15 protein-coding genes and 1 pseudogene are annotated in these 19,161 nt (G+C 69.9%); 12 read left to right on the forward strand and 4 right to left on the reverse strand.

The features are described 5' to 3' along the window. Positions 1–4 precede the first annotated feature (4 nt). On the forward strand, positions 5–853 hold the full coding sequence (locus ACQF4J_RS05670) for a bifunctional 5,10-methylenetetrahydrofolate dehydrogenase/5,10-methenyltetrahydrofolate cyclohydrolase (protein WP_427164834.1): 849 nt from the start codon (positions 5–7) through the stop codon (positions 851–853). Here ACQF4J_RS05670 and ACQF4J_RS05675 read toward each other — a convergent pair whose 3' ends face one another. Both ACQF4J_RS05675 and ACQF4J_RS05680 read right to left on the reverse strand, forming a co-directional pair. Beyond that, complete coding sequence (locus tag ACQF4J_RS05675; RefSeq protein ID WP_427164836.1) at positions 854–1,999, reverse strand: CU044_5270 family protein; 1,146 nt, start codon at positions 1,997–1,999, stop codon at positions 854–856. Beyond that, positions 1,992–2,540 carry an RNA polymerase sigma factor gene (locus ACQF4J_RS05680; RefSeq protein WP_351584990.1) on the reverse strand — a complete coding sequence of 183 codons (549 nt, stop codon included), beginning with the start codon at positions 2,538–2,540 and terminating at the stop codon, positions 1,992–1,994. Before ACQF4J_RS05680 ends, ACQF4J_RS05675 begins: the two co-directional genes overlap by 8 nt. Positions 2,541–2,645: 105 nt before the next feature. On the opposite strand from ACQF4J_RS05680, the gene ctaD reads away from it, so the two are divergent. Then, a complete protein-coding gene (gene ctaD, locus ACQF4J_RS05685; RefSeq protein ID WP_427164838.1) occupies positions 2,646–4,262 on the forward strand; it encodes a cytochrome c oxidase subunit I in 1,617 nt (538 codons plus the stop codon). After that, positions 4,259–4,594, forward strand: coding sequence for a hypothetical protein (locus ACQF4J_RS05690; RefSeq protein ID WP_427164840.1), 336 nt, complete (start codon positions 4,259–4,261; stop codon positions 4,592–4,594). Before ctaD ends, ACQF4J_RS05690 begins: the two co-directional genes overlap by 4 nt. Positions 4,595–4,600: 6 nt before the next feature. Here ACQF4J_RS05690 and ACQF4J_RS05695 read toward each other — a convergent pair whose 3' ends face one another. Further along, positions 4,601–6,556 carry a ricin-type beta-trefoil lectin domain protein gene (locus ACQF4J_RS05695; protein WP_427164842.1) on the reverse strand — a complete coding sequence of 652 codons (1,956 nt, stop codon included), beginning with the start codon at positions 6,554–6,556 and terminating at the stop codon, positions 4,601–4,603. Between the two features lie 209 nt (positions 6,557–6,765). On the opposite strand from ACQF4J_RS05695, the gene ACQF4J_RS05700 reads away from it, so the two are divergent. Then, entirely contained in the window at positions 6,766–7,983 is a 1,218-nt protein-coding gene (locus ACQF4J_RS05700; RefSeq protein WP_351584931.1) for a glycosyltransferase, read from the forward strand. 32 nt (positions 7,984–8,015) lie between these two features. On the opposite strand, the gene ACQF4J_RS05705 is transcribed toward ACQF4J_RS05700, so the two are convergent. Continuing rightward, positions 8,016–8,678, reverse strand: coding sequence for a TetR/AcrR family transcriptional regulator (locus ACQF4J_RS05705; protein WP_351584922.1), 663 nt, complete (start codon positions 8,676–8,678; stop codon positions 8,016–8,018). Positions 8,679–8,855: 177 nt separating this feature from the next. On the opposite strand from ACQF4J_RS05705, the gene ACQF4J_RS05710 reads away from it, so the two are divergent. The 8 genes and pseudogenes from ACQF4J_RS05710 to ACQF4J_RS05745 all read left to right on the forward strand — a co-directional run bounded on the left by ACQF4J_RS05710 (position 8,856) and on the right by ACQF4J_RS05745 (position 19,128). Continuing rightward, a complete protein-coding gene (locus tag ACQF4J_RS05710; protein WP_351584920.1) occupies positions 8,856–10,103 on the forward strand; it encodes a YncE family protein in 1,248 nt (415 codons plus the stop codon). A gap of 277 nt (positions 10,104–10,380) precedes the next feature. After that, positions 10,381–11,231, forward strand: a pseudogene (tgmB, locus tag ACQF4J_RS05715) (ATP-grasp ribosomal peptide maturase); the annotation flags it as partial. A 271-nt stretch (positions 11,232–11,502) separates the two neighbouring features. Next, the gene (locus tag ACQF4J_RS05720; RefSeq protein ID WP_427168568.1) at positions 11,503–11,781 is read left to right on the forward strand and encodes a hypothetical protein; all 279 of its coding nucleotides are present in this window, start codon (positions 11,503–11,505) and stop codon (positions 11,779–11,781) included. After that, complete coding sequence (locus ACQF4J_RS05725; protein ID WP_427168569.1) at positions 11,663–12,343, forward strand: hypothetical protein; 681 nt, start codon at positions 11,663–11,665, stop codon at positions 12,341–12,343. The genes ACQF4J_RS05720 and ACQF4J_RS05725 overlap by 119 nt, the downstream gene beginning before the upstream one ends. A gap of 286 nt (positions 12,344–12,629) precedes the next feature. Then, positions 12,630–13,430, forward strand: coding sequence for an aminoglycoside phosphotransferase (locus tag ACQF4J_RS05730; RefSeq protein WP_427164845.1), 801 nt, complete (start codon positions 12,630–12,632; stop codon positions 13,428–13,430). Between the two features lie 541 nt (positions 13,431–13,971). Then, positions 13,972–15,780: an NUDIX hydrolase gene (locus ACQF4J_RS05735; protein WP_427164847.1), complete on the forward strand. Its 1,809-nt coding sequence runs from the start codon at positions 13,972–13,974 to the stop codon at positions 15,778–15,780. Between the two features lie 64 nt (positions 15,781–15,844). Beyond that, entirely contained in the window at positions 15,845–18,202 is a 2,358-nt protein-coding gene (fxlM, locus tag ACQF4J_RS05740; protein WP_427164849.1) for a methyltransferase, FxLD system, read from the forward strand. Positions 18,203–18,285: 83 nt separating this feature from the next. After that, positions 18,286–19,128 carry a MazG-like family protein gene (locus tag ACQF4J_RS05745; RefSeq protein WP_427164851.1) on the forward strand — a complete coding sequence of 281 codons (843 nt, stop codon included), beginning with the start codon at positions 18,286–18,288 and terminating at the stop codon, positions 19,126–19,128. Positions 19,129–19,161 lie beyond the last annotated feature (33 nt).

A 19,161-nucleotide genomic window follows, 5' to 3' on the forward strand; every position in this document is an offset into this window, starting at 1 on the left:
GATCATGACCCAGGCCAGGCTCATGGACGGTACGACGCTCGCCCGCCGCATCGTCGAGGACACCGCCAAGCGCGCCGCCGACCTCACCGGGCGCACCGGCGCCGCACCCTGTCTCGCGACGGTGCTGGTCGGCGAGGACCCGGCGTCCGTCACCTACGTCCGTATGAAGCAGAACCGCTGCCGCAAGGCCGGCATCGAGTCCCGGCACGTGGCTCTGCCGGCCACCGCGAGCACCGAGGAACTCGTCGCCACCCTGCGCGCGCTGTCCGACGACCCCGCGGTGCACGGCATCCTGCTGCAGCACCCGGTCGGCGAACACATCGACGAGCGGGCCGCGTTCGAGGCGATCGCACCGGAGAAGGACGTCGACGGCGTCACCTTCGCGTCCTTCGCGACCATGAGCTTCGGCCTGCCGGGGTTCGTCTCCTGCACCCCCGGCGGGATCATGCGGCTGCTCGACGAGTACGACGTCGATCCGGCCGGCCGGCGGGCGGTCGTCGTGGGCCGCAGCGCCATCCTCGGCAAGCCGGTCGGCATGCTGCTGCTCGCCCGCGACGCGACGGTGACGTACTGCCACTCCCGCACGCGCGAGCTGTCGGCGGTGGTCCGGGAGGCGGACATCGTGGTGGCCGCGGTGGGCCGGCCGCGGCTGATCCGCGGCGAGGACATCAAGCCGGGTGCCGTGGTCGTCGACGCCGGGTACAACGCGGGCAACGTCGGCGACGTCGACTTCGACTCCGCCGCCGAGCGCGCCTCGCTCATCACGCCGGTGCCGGGCGGCGTCGGCCCCATGACCATCGCCACGCTGCTGGAGCAGACCGTCGACGCCGCCGCCCGGCAGCTCGGGGCGTGATCAGCGCATCCAGGCGCTGTACGACATCACGTCACCGGCCTTGACGCCGTACCGGGGGTCGGCCCGGGCGAACACGCTCTCCAGGCCGAGTACGGCGCCGGTGACCGGGTCCATCACCAGCATCCGGCGCAGGCCGTGGCCCTGGTAGACGTACGCCTGGCCCCGCCGCCCGAGCCGGTCGGTCACCTGTCCGGCCGGGCGCAGTCCCTCGGTGTTCGCCAGCAGCCGGGCGAGTGCCGCGCTCTCCCGGGCGCCGAGGGTCCAGTGGTCGAGCAACAGCTCCACCGCGTCGAGGAGTTCGGGGGTGGTGGGTGCGGCGCGCAGGTACGCCGCCTCTCGCAGATAGGCGCGCAGCCGGGCGACGTCGTGCGGCGGCGGCGACTCGGGCGGGGCGTCGCTCCAGCTCGGCGGGTATGTCTGCCGGGTGATCACATGGCCGTCCGCCACGGGGCGGGCGGCGCCGCCCCCGTCGGTGAGGACGGGCCGGCCCGGGTGGCGCGGGTCGGTCGCGACGACGAGCTCGGTGTGGCTGCCGTCCGCCCGCCACCGCACGACGCGTTCCTCGGGCAGGGTGATCGGGGGCGCGTCCTCGCTCATGCCCATGCTCCACGACTGCACGTGCGTGCCCTTGCGCAGGCTCGGCGAGCCGTCGGCGGCGGCCGCCCGCGCCCGGTCGGCCAGCGCTTTGAGGGGTACGGGGGTGGAGTCGGCCTGCACGAGCAGCGGGCGGGGCGCGGCGACGGCGGGCGGCGTGCCGGGGCCGGTGAGCACGAGTGCCAGCGTCACGCAGGTCACGACGAGTGCGGCGACGAGCCCCCAGGCAAGCCTGGCCGGTCGGCCCCGCACGGAGGCTCCCGCCGACCGCAGGCGTGCCCCGACGGCCACAGGGCCCCCGGCGAGCCTCTCGCGGCGGCCCCACACGGGACGACGCGCCCGCGGCCCGCCGTCGGCCACAGAACCCGAGGCGCGCCTGTCCCGTCGGCCCCGCACGGGAGGGCGTGCCCGACCCCGGTGTTCTGCGTGGCCCTCGTCCAGCAGCTCCGCCAGCCGTCGCTCCGCCCGGTGGTCCAGCGGGCGGTCGCCGAAATGCGGTCCGTCGGCCGGCACCGGGTTGGCGCGGCGCAGGAGTTCGAGTTCGTCAGCCATGGCGGTGCTCCTTCGTGGCGGTCCCTCCGTCGGCGAACGCGGGGCGCATACGGTCGATCTCGGCTCTCAGCCGGCGCCTGGCGCGGTGCAGCCGCATCGCCGCCGCCCGCGTGCCGCAGCCGAGAGCGACGGCGAGATCGTCGACACCCAGTTCCTCCCACGCCGTCAGGCGCAGCACCTCCTGGTCGGCCTCGGAGAGGCGGCCCAGCGCGTCGTGCACCCAGGCGCCCGGCGCCTCCGTGTCAGGGCTGTCCACGATCTGCCGACCGTGCGCGGTCTCGTCGTTGCCCAGCCGGTCCAGCAGCCGGCGCCGCCGCCCGTACCCGCGCACCGTGTTGGCCAGACAGTTGCGTGCCACGCCGTACAGCCACGGCAGCGGGGACACCGGCAGGTCGGCCCGGCGCCGCCAGGCCACCGTGAACACCTCCGCCACCACTTCCTCCACCTCGCCGGCCCGCCCGCTCAGTCGACGCGCGACATAACGGCTGACCGCCCAGTAGTGCTCGCGATAGGCAGCGGCGAAGATCTCGTCGTTGCTCATGTTCGGTTCGTGTCCGGCACCTTCGGGATCGTCACACCCTTTTCCGTGATTCTCGTCGCGTCCGACGCGTGTGACCGCGCGGCCGGGTGCGGACACAGGCGGGGCGTGAGGAACCTCAAGAGCATCAAGTGGCTGACGACCACCGACCACAAGACGATCGGCACGCTGTACCTGGTCACGTCGTTCGCGTTCTTCCTGATCGGTGGTGTGATGGCGCTGCTGATGCGCGCCGAGCTCGCCCGCCCCGGTCTGCAGATCATGACGAACGAGCAGTTCAACCAGGCGTTCACGATGCACGGCACGATCATGCTGCTGATGTTCGCGACGCCGCTGTTCGCCGGTTTCACGAACTGGATCATGCCGCTGCAGATCGGCGCCCCGGACGTGGCCTTCCCCCGGCTGAACATGTTCGCCTACTGGCTGTACCTGTTCGGCTCGACCATCGCGGTGGGCGGCTTCCTGACCCCGCAGGGCGCGGCCGACTTCGGCTGGTTCGCCTACTCCCCGCTGTCGGACGCGGTCCGCTCGCCGGGCGTCGGCGCCGACATGTGGATCATGGGTCTGGCCTTCTCCGGCTTCGGCACCATCCTCGGCGCGGTCAACTTCATCACCACGATCATCTGCATGCGCGCGCCCGGCATGACGATGTTCCGCATGCCGATCTTCGTGTGGAACGTGCTGCTGACCGCGGTGCTGGTCCTGCTCGCCTTCCCCGTCCTGGCCGCCGCGCTGTTCGCGCTGGAGGCGGATCGGAAATTCGGGGCACACGTCTTCGACTCGGCCAACGGCGGAGCCCTGTTGTGGCAGCACCTCTTCTGGTTCTTCGGCCATCCAGAGGTGTACATCATCGCGCTGCCGTTCTTCGGCATCATCTCCGAGGTCATCCCGGTCTTCTCCCGCAAGCCGATGTTCGGCTACATGGGCCTGATCGGCGCGACCATCGCGATCGCGGGTCTGTCCGTGACGGTGTGGGCCCACCACATGTACGTCACCGGCGGTGTGCTGCTGCCGTTCTTCTCCTTCATGACCTTCCTCATCGCGGTCCCGACCGGCGTGAAGTTCTTCAACTGGATCGGCACGATGTGGAAGGGGTCCTTGAGTTTCGAGACACCGATGCTCTGGGCGACCGGCTTCCTGATCACCTTCACCTTCGGCGGCCTGACCGGCGTGATGCTCGCTTCCCCGCCGATCGACTTCCACATCTCGGACAGCTATTTCGTCGTCGCCCACTTCCACTACGTCGTCTTCGGCACCGTCGTTTTCGCGATGTTCGCGGGATTCCATTTCTGGTGGCCGAAGTTCACGGGCAAGATGCTCGACGAGCGCCTGGGAAAGATCACGTTCTGGACGCTGTTCACCGGCTTCCACGGCACGTTCCTGGTGCAGCACTGGCTGGGGGCCGAGGGCATGCAGCGCCGCATTCCCGACTATCTCGCGGCCGAGGGATTCAGCACGCTCAACACGGTGTCGTCGGTCTTCTCGTTCCTGCTGGGCATGTCGTTCCTGCCCTTCTTCTACAACGTGTGGAAGACGGCGAAGTACGGCGAGAAGGTCGAGGTGGACGACCCGTGGGGCTACGGCCGTTCGCTGGAGTGGGCGACCTCCTGCCCGCCCCCGCGCCACAATTTCGTGCAACTCCCCCGCATCCGGAGCGAATCCCCGGCCTTCGACCTGCACCACGGCCAAGTCGGCGCGTCGGAGAAGGAGTTGACGGCGCCATGAGGGGTGAGGACGCACGCGTGCTGGTCAACGAGATCGAGGGACACCTGCTGATCGCCGCCACCCGCCGCCACGGCCGCGCGGCCGCCGCGCGTTTCAGCGCCCCCCTCGACTGGCTGACCGGGGCCCAGCGGGAGGAGGTGGAGCGCCGTTTCGAGGCGGAGTACCTCGTACTCGCCCGTGCCTCCTGGGAGCACACGGCCGAGCGTGCCATGGAGGTGCGGGGCGAGTACGAGGAGATCTACCGCGGTCTGCGGCGCCGCCTGCTGGCCGGCTGGCTGCTGGCGTGCGCCGCGACCGTGGCCGTCACCGTGCTGGTGGCGCCGCTCCTGTAGCGGGACCTAGTTCAGCGTCCACTTCTGGTTGTCGCCGCCGTTGCAGCTCCACAGGACCAGCGACGTCCCGTTCGCGGTGCCGTTGTTGTACCCGTCCAGGCACAGCCCGGCGTTGACGTTGGTGATCGTGCCGTCGCTGTTGACGTTCCACTTCTGGTTGTTCTGGCCGTTGCAGTCCCAGATGACGACCTTGGTGCCGTTGGTCGTGCCGAGGTTGTAGGCGTCCAGGCACTTGTCGCCGTAGAGGACGAGTTCCTTGCGGGAGGTGTACGTCCAGGCCTGGTTCTGGCCGCCGTTGCAGTCCCACACCTCCGCCTGGGTGCCGTTGGTGATCGTGTTGTCGTAGATGTCGAGGCAGCGGCCGGACTGCTTGCCGACGACCTGGCTGCCGTCGGCGCCCGGCAGCGGGCGGACGGTGATGTCGGACAGGGTCGGTGCGCCGGAGAAGGCGAGGGTGTTCGAGGAGCCCTTGGCCAGGCCGACCATGACCGAGATCGTGCCCTGCGAGGAGCCGGTGGGCGGGAAGGAGACCGTCGCCGTGCCCTGTCCGTCGACCTTGAGGGTGGCGGTGCGGGCCGCGGACGTGCTGTTGGTGTAGGCGACGTCGACGACCTTCACGCCGGTGCTGCCGGCGACCACGCCGGAGAAGCTCGACGTGCCCGTGTAGGTGCTGCTCGACGCCTCGGTGCCGCCGGTGACGCCGAGCATGACCGAGCCGCCCGCGGGGACGCTTGTGGTGTAACTGGTGCCGTAGGAACCGATGTTGGAGCGGGACCACAGGTCACGGACGGTCGCGGAAGCGTTGGTCAGACCCAGGTCGGCCCAGCGGACGGTGATGTTCTGCGCGGAGGAGGTGCGGTTGAGCAGGACGACGGCGCGGTTGCCGGTACCGGACAGGACCTTGCCGTACACCTGCAGGCCGCTGGTGTCCTCGGCGACCTTGACTCCCTGCAGGCCGCGCGGGTCCTGGTCGACGGCGACGACCTCGGGGTTCTTGAGGATGCCCGCGGTCTCCGACGACATGGTGGCGAGGTTGTTGCCGGCGAGGAGAGGCGCGCCGGAGATCGCCCACAGGTTCATGTGGGTGCGGTTCTGGGCGGCCGTGAAGCCGTCCATGCCGACCATCAGCATGTCCGGGTCGTTGTAGTAGCCGGTGTGCTGGGCGAGCGGGTGCAGGGTCTGGTCGAAGTTGGACAGCAGGTTCGTCATCGACGGCGAGTTGCCGTAGTAGATGATGTCCGTGCTGGTGCGCCACATCGGGGCCTGGCCCGGCGCCCAGTTCCAGGGGTTCTGCTTGCCCCAGTTGCAGACGGAGAGGGTCAGGGCGCGGCCGGTGGTCGCCGCCGCCTTCGCCACCGCGTCGCTGATCGACTTGTACGTCGTCGCCGCGTCGAGTCCCTCGGCGTCGCCGCCGCACCAGTCGACCTTGACGAAGTCGAAGCCCCACTTGGAGAACTGCAGCATGTCCTGGTCGTAGTGGCCCTCGCTGCCGCTGCCAGGGGCGGCGGGCCGGCCGGTCGGGTAGTAGTAGCCGCAGCCGTCCTTGCCTGCGTCGGTGTAGATGCCAGCCTTGAGGCCCTTGCTGTGGATGTAGTCGGCGATGGCGCTCATGCCGCCGGGCCACTCACCGGTGTCGACGGTGATGTTGCCCGCGCTGTCGCGGGTGCCCTGCCACCAGCCCTCGTCGATGTTGATGTACTTGTACCCGGCCGCCGGCAGGCCCGCGGCGACGAAGGCGTCCACCTGCTGCTTGATGACGTTGTAGTCGATCTTGGAGGCGAAGCTGTTCCAGGAGGCCCAGCCCATCGGGGCGGTGGGCACCGGTATCTGACGGGCCGTCGCCGCATGTGCGGGAGCGGGCGCGACGAACAGCAGGGCGGCGGTGGCCGTCAGGGCGAGTGCGAGGAGACGTGCGGCGGCGGCTCTGAGACGCCGCACCGCCGTTCGCGGTGGGGGATACATGCGGCTCCTTCAGCGGGATGGCTCCGAGAGGGCATCCATTCGGTATCTCGAACGCAGATCGATGACTCGAACAGGCTGCGGCTGAACGTAGGGCTCCGGATGCGCGGAAGTCAACGGCCGTGACAGGGGTGAAGTGGCGGCCGTGGCCGGGTTGTTCGGCCCGGCCACGGCCTGTCGGCGCCATACTGGCCGTCGTGCGTGTAGCGATCATGACGGCGGGTTCCCGGGGCGACGTGGCCCCCTACACCGGACTCGGACACGGCCTCTTCCGTGCCGGGCACGAGGTCACCCTGGTCACGCATGCCCGGTTCGAACCGCTGGTCGCGGGCTCGGGCGTGCGCTTCCACCCGCTGCCGGTCGATCCCCGGGCGGAGTTGGAGTCCTCCCGCGGACGCGGACTGCACCGCAGCGCGACCGGAGTGGGCAAGCTGGTGCGGGTCGCCGCGATGGCACGGGCGCTGGCGGGGCGGATGACGGACGACCTCGTGGCGGCCGCCCGATCGAGCGACATGCTGCTGCTGTCCGCCTCGGTCGGGCCGCTGGGGCACACCATCGCCGAAGGCCTCGCCCTGCCCTGCCTGGACGTACCGCTCCAACCCCTGCTCCCCACACGGGAGTTCGGCCCCCCGATGCTGGGTGCCCGCTCGCTGGGGGCGCTGGGCAACCGGATCGCGGGGCACGGGGTGGGAAGGGCACTGGAGTACGTCTTCGCGGGCGCGCTGCCGGCGGCCCGGCAACGGCTCGGCATGCCCGACACCCGCACGACGACGCCACGCCGGGAGCGGCAGCCGGTGCTGCACGGTTTCAGCCCGATGGTGGTGCCGCGGCCGGGCGACTGGCCGGCCGGTGCGGACGTGACCGGCTACTGGTGGCCGTACGACGGTGACGCCCGACTCCCCCCAGTGCTGCGGGACTTCCTCGACGCGGGCCCGCCCCCGGTGTACGTCGGCCTGGGCAGCGCCACCGTGCCCGATCCCGCGCGGCTCAGTGCCGCCGTCGTACGGGCCCTGCGGCGGGCCGGGCTGCGGGGCGTCGTCCAGCGTGGCTGGGCCGGGCTGGAGGCCGCGGGCGACGACGTGCTGACGATCGACGAGGTACCGCACTCCGCCCTCTTCCCCCGCACGGCAGCCGTCGTCCATCACGCGGGGGCGGGCACCACCGCGGCGGGACTGCGCGCCGGGGTGCCGTCCGTGCCGGTGCCGGTCCAGTTCGACGAGGGCTTCTGGGCGGCGCGGCTGGTGCGCCTGGGCGTGGCTCCCCGTGCCCTGCCGCTGCGCGGACTGACCGCCGACTCCCTGGCCGCGGCCTTGACGCGAGCCACGCGCGACCCGGCCTTCGGGCGCCGCGCGGCGGGGCTGGGCGCTCGCATCCGGGCGGAGGACGGGGTGGCGCCGGTACTGGAGGCGATGGGCCGAGCGGGCGGATAGGGACCCCGTGCCGCGCCGGGGCGGCCCGGACATCACCCGGCGGCGGGCTCCCATCCCGGCGGCCGCAGGATGCCCAGCAGCTGCCGGACCAGTTCGTCCACGACCTCGTCGAGCGTCGCGTCCACCCACCCCGCGCTCCAGTCGTGCAGCAGACCGTTGACGCTGCCGATGAAGGCCGTCGCGGCGAGGCGGTAGTCGCGCGGGGCCGCCTCGCCGCGCGCGGCCAGCGTCTCGGCCTCGGCACAGATGAGGTCGACCCAGTGGGCGCGGCGGGCCAGGCGCTGCTCCTCCAGACGCGGACTGACGCCGATGATCTCGACGAAGGCGATCCGGATCCGGCGCGGGTCGCTGGTGACGTTCGCGGCGTAGGCGCGGAAGATCGCGGTCACGCGCTCGTCGATCGTACGGTCCCGGGCCTCGGCGAGCGCGGCCACCACGGCTTCCTCGGCCCAGCCGTTGACCTGCAGATGGAGGGCGGCCAGCACGTCCTCCAGGGTGCGGAACTCCTCGTAGAACTGCCGGGTGGACAGCCCGGCGGCCTCGCTGAGCGCCGCCACCGTCGTGGCCCGGTAACCGGGGTCGGCGCCGAACAGTTCGAGCGCGGCGTCCAGGAATCTGCCGCGCCGCTCGGCCTGCCGCTGAGCGGCGGTCTTGCCGCCGTACCTCCCGGTCGGCGCCCTGAGCCTCCCCGTCACGGGACCTCCCTTTCGCGTGATCCCTCGATTTTGTCGTGTACGCAGTCTTGTGGAGAAGGCCACCCCTTCCTTACTTTCCAGTAAGTAAGAAGTCTGAACGCCATCGTTTTCAGATTCCTCGAGCCGCTGTCGTTTGGCATGCCCCTGTCGCCACGTCTTCCAGAGGAGGGAGCAGTCATGCCTGCCCCCAGATCCAGGCACCTTTGCTCCGTAGCCGCCGCCCTCGCCCTGACCGTCTCCGTTCCCGCGACCGCCGCCACCGCGGACTCGTCCGCGGCGCTGCGCGAGGTGCTGTTCGTGGGCAACAACTGGGACGGCACCGCCACCGTCCTGAAGTCCTCCGGCGACTTCGCCAAGGTCGGGGAGATCAACGTCGTCCCCGACAAGGCGCAGCGCATCGCCGAGATCAACGCCGACCCCATCAAGTGGATCTACTACACGGCCATCCGCAACCAGGTCGGGCAGGGGCACGACCAGTACGTCGACGACATGTACTCCACGCCGGACGGCAGGTCGGTCGTCGTCTCCCGCCCCAGCTTCGCCGACGTCGTCTCCATCGACCTGGCCACCGACAAGATCAACTGGCGTTTCCCGGTGGCCGGTTACCGCGCCGACCACATGGCCGTCTCCCCCGACGGCACCCGGGTCGCGGTCTCCGCGTCCACCGCCAACAAGGTGCAGGTGCTGGACATCAACACCGGCAAGGAACTGGGCGAGTTCGACACCGGGGACAAGCCGCACGAGAACGTCTTCACCAACGGCGGCAAGTACATCTGGAACATGTCGATCGGCGAGGTCACCACCTCCCTCGACGACCCGTCGGCGGACTGGACCAAGGGCGACCGGCACATCACCGTCGTCGACGCGACCACGTACAAGACCGTCAAGACGATCGACATGCGCGACCGGCTGGACGCGATCGGCCTGAAGAACTTCTCCGACGCGGTGCGCCCGGCCGCGTTCACCCCCGACTGGTCGAAGATGTACTTCCAGGTGTCCTTCTTCAACGGCTTCCTGGAGTACGACATCGCCTCCGACAAGATCACCCGGGTCAAGACGCTGCCCGCGAACCCGGCGACCAGCACCGACCGCACCACCTGGCTGCTGGACTCGCGCCACCACGGCATCTCGATGAGCCCCGACGGCACCAAGCTGTGCGTGGCCGGGACGATGGACAACTACGCCACCGTCGTCGACCGGGCCACCCTCCAGGAGGGCCCCCTCGTCACGGCCTCGACCCCGTACTGGGCGACCGTGAGCGGGGACGGCAAGGACTGCATCATCTCCGAGAGCGGCGCCGACCAGGTCACGGCGATCGACTTCGCCACCGGCCAGAAGGTCACGTCCGTCGCCGTCGGCGACCACCCGCAGCGCGTGCGGCTGGGCCATGTCCAGGCCGACTGGACGGGACCGTCCGCGAGCTGACCGCCGTGCGACGGCGCCGGACCGTGCGGTCCGGCGCCGTCGCACGGGCGGGCCTGGTCACGAGATGCGCGGGCACGGGCGACCGCCGATCATCTGAGACGTGGTCGGGGGGATCGGACGCGCACCGAGCCGGCGTCGGCCCCGGGCGCCCGGACGGCAGAGCTGAGCGTGCCCATGACCCGCCCCACCGGCCCCACCGCGGCCGCCGAACGGCCCTCCGCCGCCGCCTGGCGCAACCTGGTGATGGCGACCGTCGGCTTCACTTAGCGGTCGCTGACTGCGGTTCGACTCGGGGGACTTCCCCGCCTCACTGTCGGTGGAAGCCGAGATCACCCAGGACGGCGTCCACGGGCGCCTGGAAACCCCCTCACGAACTGCTGACCTCGGCAACATCCGCGCCCTCTACTACCGACGTGCGAGGGGGTTCGCCTTCCCGACCTCGACGAGCAGGACGCACGGTTCGCCATCACCCAGGCCCGCTATGGCCTCGGGGGCGTGATCGCCTCGCTCCCGAACTGCCTATATGTGAACCATCCGCACTACACGGGCGACGCCGAATTCAAGCCGTCAGGTCTAGCCGTCGCCGTCAAAGCCGGCCTGCAGGTGCCGCGCACGCTCATCACGTCGAACCCCGACGCTGCCAGGGCCTTCATCAAGCAGCACCGCCCCACGATCTACAAGCCCCTGTCGAACCCCCCGTACCGGATGGACAACGTCTCCTGCGCCGTCCGAATCGCCGAGGTGACGGTCGAGGACATCGACGACACCGTCGCCGGCACCGCCCACCTGTTCCAGCAGCGCGTACAAAAGACGGCCGACATCCGCGTCACCGTCATCGGACGGCACACGTTCAGTGTCCAGATCGATTCCGATCTCCTGGACTGGCGGACCGACTACAGCCGCTTGCGCTACACCCCCATCACCACGCCCGCAGCCATCGAGCTGGCACTCCACGACTACCTGGACCACTTCGGGTTGCATTTCGGCGCGTTCGACTTCGCTCTGGACGCCGCCGGGCAATGGTGGTTCCTGGAATGCAACCCCTCCGGACAGTGGCACTGGCTGGAGCACGAGACCGGCCTGCCCCTGTGCGCGGCCCTGGCCGACCTGTTGGAAAGGAAGCCGTGACCGACCACGAACACCACCTCCGGCAGCTCATCGGCAGCATGACCGCCAGCGGTTCGCTGCGATCACAACCGTGGAAGGACGCTGCGGCCGCCGTACCGCGGCACGATTCCTCCGCAACGGCTTCTTCCGCAGGGTGCCCGGTACGACGCCGACCGCCTGGACTCCTGTTCGCCAAGGTGAAAAAGGTTGGCTCGAGACCTGCTACGCCGATGAATCCCTGGTCACACAGATCGCGGGCACGATCAAGCCGACGGACATCCACGGCGAGATCATGCGAGAGCCGACCAGCTCCAGCACACTGCCCTCCCTCGTCCTGCGCATGCTCGAAGACCTCCAGGTACAACCCGGCATGAAGGTCCTGGAGATCGGCACCGGCACCGGCTACTCCACCGCGATGCTCTGCGCGCCTAGGCGACAACAACGTCACCTCCATCGAATACGACGCCGAACTCGCGTCGCAGGCCCAGCAGGCCCTGGGCCGGCTCGACATGTACCCGACCCTGCTCACCGGCGACGGCCTCCACAGCGGAAGCCAAGGCGCACCGTATGACCGGATCATCGCCACCTGCGCGGTCCGCACTGTGCCCACGGCCTGGCTTCAGCAGACCCGGCCGGGCGGGCAGATCCTGACCACCATCGGCGGCTGGCTGAACGCCTCCGAACTGGTGCGCCTGACCGTCCACAAAGACGGCACAGCCTCCGGACCTGTCCTGGGAGGGCAGGTCAGCTTCATGCTCGCCCGACCTCACCAGGCACCACCACTGGGCATGCTTCCGGACCTCACTAGAGGCAAACAACGCGAGGCAACCATCGGCGCCGACGTCCTGGACGACTGGACGACCCGGTTCATCGCACAGTTCGCCATACCGACCGCACTGCACCTGAAACTGCACAACGACCAGCACGACACCGACGTCCTCAGCGACACCAAGACCGGATCATTCGCCGCACTCCACACAGAGGACGGCCACTGGATCGTCCGGCAAGACGGACCTGACCCACTCTGGGACGCCGTCGAGGATCAAATCAGCCGCTGGCATGCGGCCAGCACGCCAGCAGTGGAAGAGGCCACCATCCGCGTCACACCGGCAGGTCAGAGCATCAACTGGTAGACCCCACAATCGGTCTCGCTCACCCGTCGCCCCCAGTCGAAAGCGCTGCCAGGACGAGGGGAGATAGCGTCCATGGCCGCTGTGATGGTCGAACTGACCTTCGCCCTGCCAGCCTTACTCCCCCAGGACACTGAGGACGTCGTGCTCGTCGCTGACGTGGAGGCGCTCCTCGCCGATGCCCTGCCCGGGTGCGGCGACGACAACCCCTACAACCAGAAACACCCAGCCCCGTCGGGGCCGCGATCGCCCGAGGCCCCGGCACCACCCCGCAGGAAAGGCCCCACGAATGCCCACGCAGCGGCTCACCGAGCTGCCCGACGACGTGCTGCGACTGATCGAAAGGGCCAGCTGCAGCCCCGTTGTCGACATCGCCATGATCCGTGCCGGCCTGAACAGCGCCATCGCCGCCCGCGTAACCACCACCAGCCGCACCATGTTCGTCAAGGGCCTGCCCCTCAGCCATCCGCGCGTGTGGACCCAGACACGAGAAGCACACATCAGCTCCCACGTCCCGGGTATCGCCCCACGTCTGCTGTGGCACTGCGAAGCCGACGGCTGGAGCCTGCTGGCCTTCGAATACCTCGAAGGCCACCACGCCGACTACACACCTGCCTCCCCCGACCTGCCCGCCGTCATGGCCAGCATGATCCAGCTCCACCGCATCCCGTCCCCAGCCCTCGGCCTCAAGACCATGCCGCACCGCCTGCGCGGCTACGTCGACGATCCCGCAGACCTGGCCTGGTTCGCCGGCACCCACCTCCTGCACACCGAATGGAACCCCCACAACATCCTCGTCACCGGGCACCACGCCCACCTCGTGGACTGGGGGTGGGCCTCCACCGGCGCCCCATGGATCGACCCGGCCCTGTGGCTGCTCTGGCTCATCGCCCACGGCCACACCTGCCCCCAGGCCGAACAAACAGCCGCCGCACACCCCGCCTGGCAACAAGCCCCCACCGAAGGCCTCAACGCCCTCGCCCGCGCTCAACGACGCCTATGGGACTCCATCGCCGCCCAAAGCCCCGACGACTGGGCCAAACCCATGCAAGAAGCAGCCAACGCCTGGGAAGCCCACCGCACGCAATGACCTACGTCCTCCGGCCCGTCCCGCAACCTCCGCGTAGCGAGCGTTTCGTGTCCCTCTCCCCTCGTGCCCGCCCCCGGCCCCAGAGACTCGAGCCCAGCACCGGATCTACACCGGTCTACGCAAGATGGCCGACGACCGATCCTCCACCCCGGTCACTCACAACCATGGGACTGTCTCTGTGGCCGACCGGATGCTCGCCTTCCAGCGCGAGGCACCCAGGCACTCGGCGTTTCGGCCAAGATCGCTCTCATCTCAGGCCAGGCCGGGCAGGGGTCGTTGCATCCCACACGCCCCGCCGCCCCTGTCCTTTGGCGGAAGTGAGCGCGTCTTAAAAACGTGCGTTCGAAGAACCTTCTGCCTCGTTGAGCCAGACACACTCGAACTCATCACGCCACAGGAACAGGAGCAGCCGTTGCTCCCGGCACAGGACAGCACACCAGAACCCGCGAGGGGGCCGGCTGGTCCCGCCTCGCCCGGAGCAGCAGACCCGGCACGCACGTCGCTGCGCATCGTCCAGGAAACGGGCACAGCACGGGAGGCTATGGTCGCCCGGCTGGAGGAGGCTGGCGTTCTGCGGCCAGGCCCGGTGCGCAACGCCTTCCTCGCAATCCCGCGCGAGGTGTTGATTCCCCAGGCCTATGTGCGGCGCAGCCAGCCCGGCGAGAAGCCGCCACGGTGGGAACTGCTGGACTGGGCGGAGCCGGCCAACCGCGACGAGCTGCTCGCCGTTCGTACACCGCGCCCGCCCGTGTCTGTTCCCCGACCTTCGAGAGGTGCTGACATGCCGCCCGCCCGACCCGACATCAGCGCTCTCGTGCAGGTGTACCTGACGCGTCACCCCACCGAACACGGCGCCCTGGAAGCATTGTTGACGCTCCTTGAAGGAGCACAGGATCCGACGAGCCGCGCAACGATGCCAGCGCACATCACGTGCAGTGCCGTGGTGATCGACCGGGACCTGCGCGTGCTTCATGTCCTCCATAGGGCGAGCGGCCTGGTCCTCGTCCCCGGTGGTCATCCCGAACCGGGGGATCGCACGTTATGCGCCGCGGCGGTACGCGCGGTGGTCGAGGAGACCGGTATCAAGGCAGGCGAGCTGTGCCTCACCCCGCAGCTGCTCGGCGTCCCGATCGACATTGACTTTCACGACATCGAAGCCCGCCCGGACAAGGGCGAGCCGCCGCACCGCCACTACGACGTCCGGTTCGCCTTCTACCTGGTCGGAGAGCATCCCGAACTCGTTCTGCAGGATGCGGAGGTCGTAGGAGCCGAGTGGCGCGGATTCGACACGGTCAGCTCCCCGACACTGCGCGCCAAGCTGCTGGCTTCGGGGCTCGACGGCCGGCCGGAGGCGGTGAACGCCTCTGCGCTGATTTTCGATGACGCCGGCCGCTATCTGCTTCATCTGCGCGACGACCTGCCGGACATTTGGCAGCCAGGGGCATTCGACTTGCTCGGCGGCGGCAGCGAGCCGCAGGACGTGACGCTCGAAGACACGCTCCGGCGCGAACTCGGCGAGGAGGTCCCCGATCTTGTCATCCCGGACCTGGAGCCCTTCGCCGTGGAGAGGGCCACCGGCACCGACGGATTATGTGTGCCGATCCAGGTGTTCGCCGGGCGCTGGAACGGCGACCCCGACCGTCTGCGCCTCACCGAGGGCGTCTTGCTGCGCCGGTTCGCGCCCGAGATGCTGCACCGGCTGCGGCTGAGCCCGGCAACACGCGACCTGCTGCTCCCGCACGCGGCACACCGCGCCGCCTTCCTCGGCCAAGACCCCCGCTACGAGCGGCGGGACACTGGGCCAGGCATTCTGGTCGCCGACCACGCGCCCGTGGATGCCACCACCGTGCCGGGTCCCCGCGCGGAAGGAGTGCCGCGTCTGGCAGTTCTGGCCGATGCGGGCGAGATCGCCCGTCTGCGGTCCGAACTCATTTTGTCCGAGCCGCTGGACGAGGACTGGCTGTCCATCTGCCGCGATCACCTCGCCGCGCGCCTTGTCCCGGGCGGGGATGCCCTGGCCTACGTCGTCGACGCCCCGGAGGGTGGGCTCGCCTCCTGTGCTCTCGCCCTTGTCAACGCTGTACTGCCCGCTCCCCGGTACCCCAAGGGGCTGGCGGCGCGGATCCAGGCCGTCGCCACCGTTCCCAACTGCCGGCGCCGCGGCTACGCCAAGGCCGCGCTGACCGCGCTGCTCGCGCATCTGGAAAGGGAGGGCGTGACGCTCTACGAGCTGCACGCGTCCGAAGATTCCGCCCCGTTGTACGCCGCGCTCGGCTTCACGAGCGATCCCGCCCTGATGCGGATGACCCGGATCCCGTCCTCAGCTCACACAACCGCCCGCGGAACCTGACCGGCACCGAACCCAGCACCGCAGTGAAAGCCGATCGCCCCACCCATCTTCGAGGAGCAGAAACGTGGCTTATGTCCGCCGGGACCAGTGGGACCAGCACTATGCGCAGGACCGGTGCTTTCGCCGGGTCGGTCAAAGCGAGAAGGCTTCGCTGGCCGAGCACGTGCCCGCGCCGGCCAACGGCCGGGCACTGGATGTAGGTTGCGGCACCGGCGGACTCGCCTCCTACCTGAGTGAACTCGGCTACCTCGTTGATGCCGTCGACTTCGCCGGCAGCGCTCTGGCCCGTGCCCGGGTCGAGTGGGCGGACACGGTGGGCGTGCGCTGGATGTGCCTGGATGTCGCCCACGACGACGCGGGCGAGCTGTGCGACGACGGATATGACCTGATCACCCTGCGCCTGGTGTACCCCTTCCTCGGCGACCGGCAGCGGGTCATGGACACTCTCGCCGGGCGGCTGCGCCCGGGCGGCGCGATCGTTGTGATCACTCCCCTGGCCGCCGGCACCCCGGCCGACCGGCGCGACATCGCGCTGGACGAGGACGAGATCCAGCTGCTGACCGGGGGGTGGAAGAGAGCGGAGCGTTTCGACGCCGACGGTCTGGCGGTGCTCGTCCTGCGCGATGCTCTCCGGGAGTCCACCGTGGTGGAGAAGGAAGGGGCGCCGTCGGCGCAGGCGGTCGTCGGCGCGTGCATGGTGGTCACCGACGCCTTCGGGCGGGTGCTGCTCGGGCACTCACGCGACGGCATGTGGGAGCTCCCTGGAGGTGGCGTCGAGCCCGGCGAGGACCTCCCCACGGCGGCCGTGCGTGAACTGGCCGAGGAAGCCGGGCTGCACTGCCGTACCGAGGACGCCCGTCTGGTGGCGGTACTTCAGGACGACCGGGGCCTCTTGCGGCGGCTGTCCGGTGTGGTGCGCGCCGTCGCCTGGTCCGGTGCACCGGTCGTACCCGAACAGGAGCGCCACCGGTTCGAGCGGTGGGAGTGGCACGATCTGCACGCGCTGGCCGCTCTCGGCCGGGTCTTCGCGCCGTCCGCCCAGGCGCTGAATCGTGTGTGGCCGGGCGTGCTGCCCGGCCTGCCGCCCGTGCACGTCTACCCGGTGGCCGGTCGGCGGCCGCCGGTCACGGGTGAACCGCCGCAGGCTGCGCGGCTGCGGCGCCGGATGACCGAACAGATCCTCCGGCGCGGGTACAGCCTGTCGGCACCGGTCGTCGAAGCCCTGCGGAGCGTGCCCCGCCACCGGTTCGCGCCCGAGGTCCCCCTGGAGACGGCGTACGACGACGACCTCGCCGTGGTCACCGTCAGGAGCGAGGAGGGGCAGGCGGTCAGCAGCGTCTCCGCCCCGTGGTTGCAGGGCACCATGATCGACGGTCTACGCCCGCAGCCCGGCATGACGATGCTGGAGGTCGGGTCGGGCGGCTTCAACGCCGAGCTCCTCGCCCACGTCGTCGGCCGGCGCGGGCGCGTGGTCACGGTCGACCTCGACCCATATGTCGTGCACCGCACCCAGCAGTTGACGGCCGAGGCTGGCAGTGGCCGTGTCACCGCGGTCCTCGGCGACGGGGCCCTCGGCGCACCGGAGCATGTCCCCGCCGACGGCTTCGACGGCATGGTGATCACCTACAACGTGTGGGACCTCTCACCGGCGTGGCGCGAGCAGCTCGCCGAGGGCGGCTACCTCGTCATGCCGCTGGAAATGCACGGCTACACCCGGGCGATCGCCCTGCGAAAGCGCGGGAGCGTGCTGGAGGCAGGCCCCGGCGACTGGACGTTCTGCGGGTTCATCCGCGACAGGGGATCCGCGGCACACACGACCCCCACCGTCGATCTTCCCTGCGGGCTTCAACTCCGGTTCGAGGACGGGCTCCCCGCGGACACCACCGGCCTGGGCCAGGTACTGGGAGGGCCTCGCTACGAGCTCGGTACGGGCGTGAGTGTGGCTGGCGGCGAGTCGTTCGAGACCCTGCAGCTGCTCCTGGCGACCACGCTGGACGGGTTCTGCCCACTCGCGGTGGACGGCAAGCGCGACGGCGGCCTGGCGGCCGTGCCGCGCGGCGCAGACGCGGCCGCCCTGGTGAGAGAGGGGTCTCTGGCGTACCTGACCCACGTCCTGGTCAAGGACGGGGACACCCCTGCCGAGCGGCGCAGCGAGTTCATGATCCACGCCTTCGGCCCCGCCGGCGAAGGCCTCGCCGAGCAGATGGCCACGCGCGTCCGTACCTGGGACAGCTCCGTCCGCACCGCGGGATACCCGCACCTGACCGTGCACCCGGCCGGCACGGCGGACCGGGACCTGCCCGACGGCGCGGTGCTGGACAAGGAGAACTGCCGGCTGGTCTTCCACTGGCCCGACCAGGACGGCGACGCCCCGGTCACGGCGGCCACAGGTGCCCTGACGGTCTCCGGAGACGGCCGGTGATCGTGTGTGGATCAACGGTCCGTTCGGCGTGGGGAAGTCGACGCTCGCGGCCGACCTCGTACAGGCCCTGCCGGGGGCCGGTGGTGGCCGATCCTGAGGACATCGGGTCCGCCGGCCGCAGCACGTTGCGCGGTCCCCCACGCGAGCACCGGGACTGCCAGCCGTATCCCCCATGGGCGACCACCACGGTCTGCTTCATCAACTCCCTGCACGCGTACACCAAGGGCGTCATCGTGCCGATGACCGTGCTCGCCCGAGACCTTGCCACCAGCACAACTCTGCGCGGATGCGCGGCCGTCCGCCACCTCGTCCTGCACGCCACCGTCCAGGTACTCAAGGACCGCATCGGCCACGACCACCCTCCCGGCGAGGAGCCGGTACACGGCAAGGCGATCCGTGCCCACCGGAGCCGCCACCTGGGCGACTACCACCGGGCGGCCGCGCACTGGCTCCACGGCAGGCAGTCACGTCATCACCAATTGAACTCACCCGCGAACAGACCCTCACCTCCGCACTCGACCACCTCGACGCCCCAACCCGCGCCCCTGAAGGAGATACACGCCGTGGACGGCAAGACCTGGGACACCATCGATCAACTCGCCCGCCGCTTCAACGAACACGACACCGCGCTCGGCCTGGGCCAAGAGGAGCAGTGGAGCCTGCAAGTCCTCAAGATCGCGGAGGAGACCGGGGAAGCATCCCAAGCGGTCATCGGAGCCCGCGGCACCAACCCCCGCAAAGGGGCAGCCTCGTGGGACGAGGCTCATGCGGAAGTCGCGGATGTCGTCATCACCGCCCTGGTCGCCCTGGCCCGCATGCGCCCGGACGACGCCGCGGAGTACCTCGCCCGGCAGCTGGCCGCCAAGTCGGCGAAGTTCCTCTCCCCCAGTTCCGCAGCGATCCCGGCTCCGGCGGAGCCTGCATGAACAGCTCGGTTTGGTCGGTGATGGGTGGTTGCA

It is taken from the genome of Streptomyces sp. C1-1 (genome assembly GCF_050214755.1).
Taxonomy (GTDB): Bacteria; Actinomycetota; Actinomycetes; order Streptomycetales; family Streptomycetaceae; genus Streptomyces.

What these genes read in the sequence shown, in the direction of transcription:
- ACQF4J_RS05735 (WP_427164847.1), top strand. Translation starts at nt 13,972, where the DNA reads ATGGTCGCCCGGCTGGAGGAGGCTGGCGTTCTGCGGCCAGGCCCGGTG.
- ACQF4J_RS05680 (WP_351584990.1), bottom strand. Translation starts at nt 2,540, where the DNA reads ATGAGCAACGACGAGATCTTCGCCGCTGCCTATCGCGAGCACTACTGG.
- ACQF4J_RS05730 (WP_427164845.1), top strand. Translation starts at nt 12,630, where the DNA reads ATGCCCACGCAGCGGCTCACCGAGCTGCCCGACGACGTGCTGCGACTG.
- ACQF4J_RS05700 (WP_351584931.1), top strand. Translation starts at nt 6,766, where the DNA reads ATGACGGCGGGTTCCCGGGGCGACGTGGCCCCCTACACCGGACTCGGA.
- ACQF4J_RS05720 (WP_427168568.1), top strand. Translation starts at nt 11,503, where the DNA reads ATGCGAGAGCCGACCAGCTCCAGCACACTGCCCTCCCTCGTCCTGCGC.
- ACQF4J_RS05690 (WP_427164840.1), top strand. Translation starts at nt 4,259, where the DNA reads ATGAGGGGTGAGGACGCACGCGTGCTGGTCAACGAGATCGAGGGACAC.
- ACQF4J_RS05695 (WP_427164842.1), bottom strand. Translation starts at nt 6,556, where the DNA reads ATGTATCCCCCACCGCGAACGGCGGTGCGGCGTCTCAGAGCCGCCGCC.
- ACQF4J_RS05675 (WP_427164836.1), bottom strand. Translation starts at nt 1,999, where the DNA reads ATGGCTGACGAACTCGAACTCCTGCGCCGCGCCAACCCGGTGCCGGCC.
- ACQF4J_RS05670 (WP_427164834.1), top strand. Translation starts at nt 5, where the DNA reads ATGACCCAGGCCAGGCTCATGGACGGTACGACGCTCGCCCGCCGCATC.
- ACQF4J_RS05710 (WP_351584920.1), top strand. Translation starts at nt 8,856, where the DNA reads ATGCCTGCCCCCAGATCCAGGCACCTTTGCTCCGTAGCCGCCGCCCTC.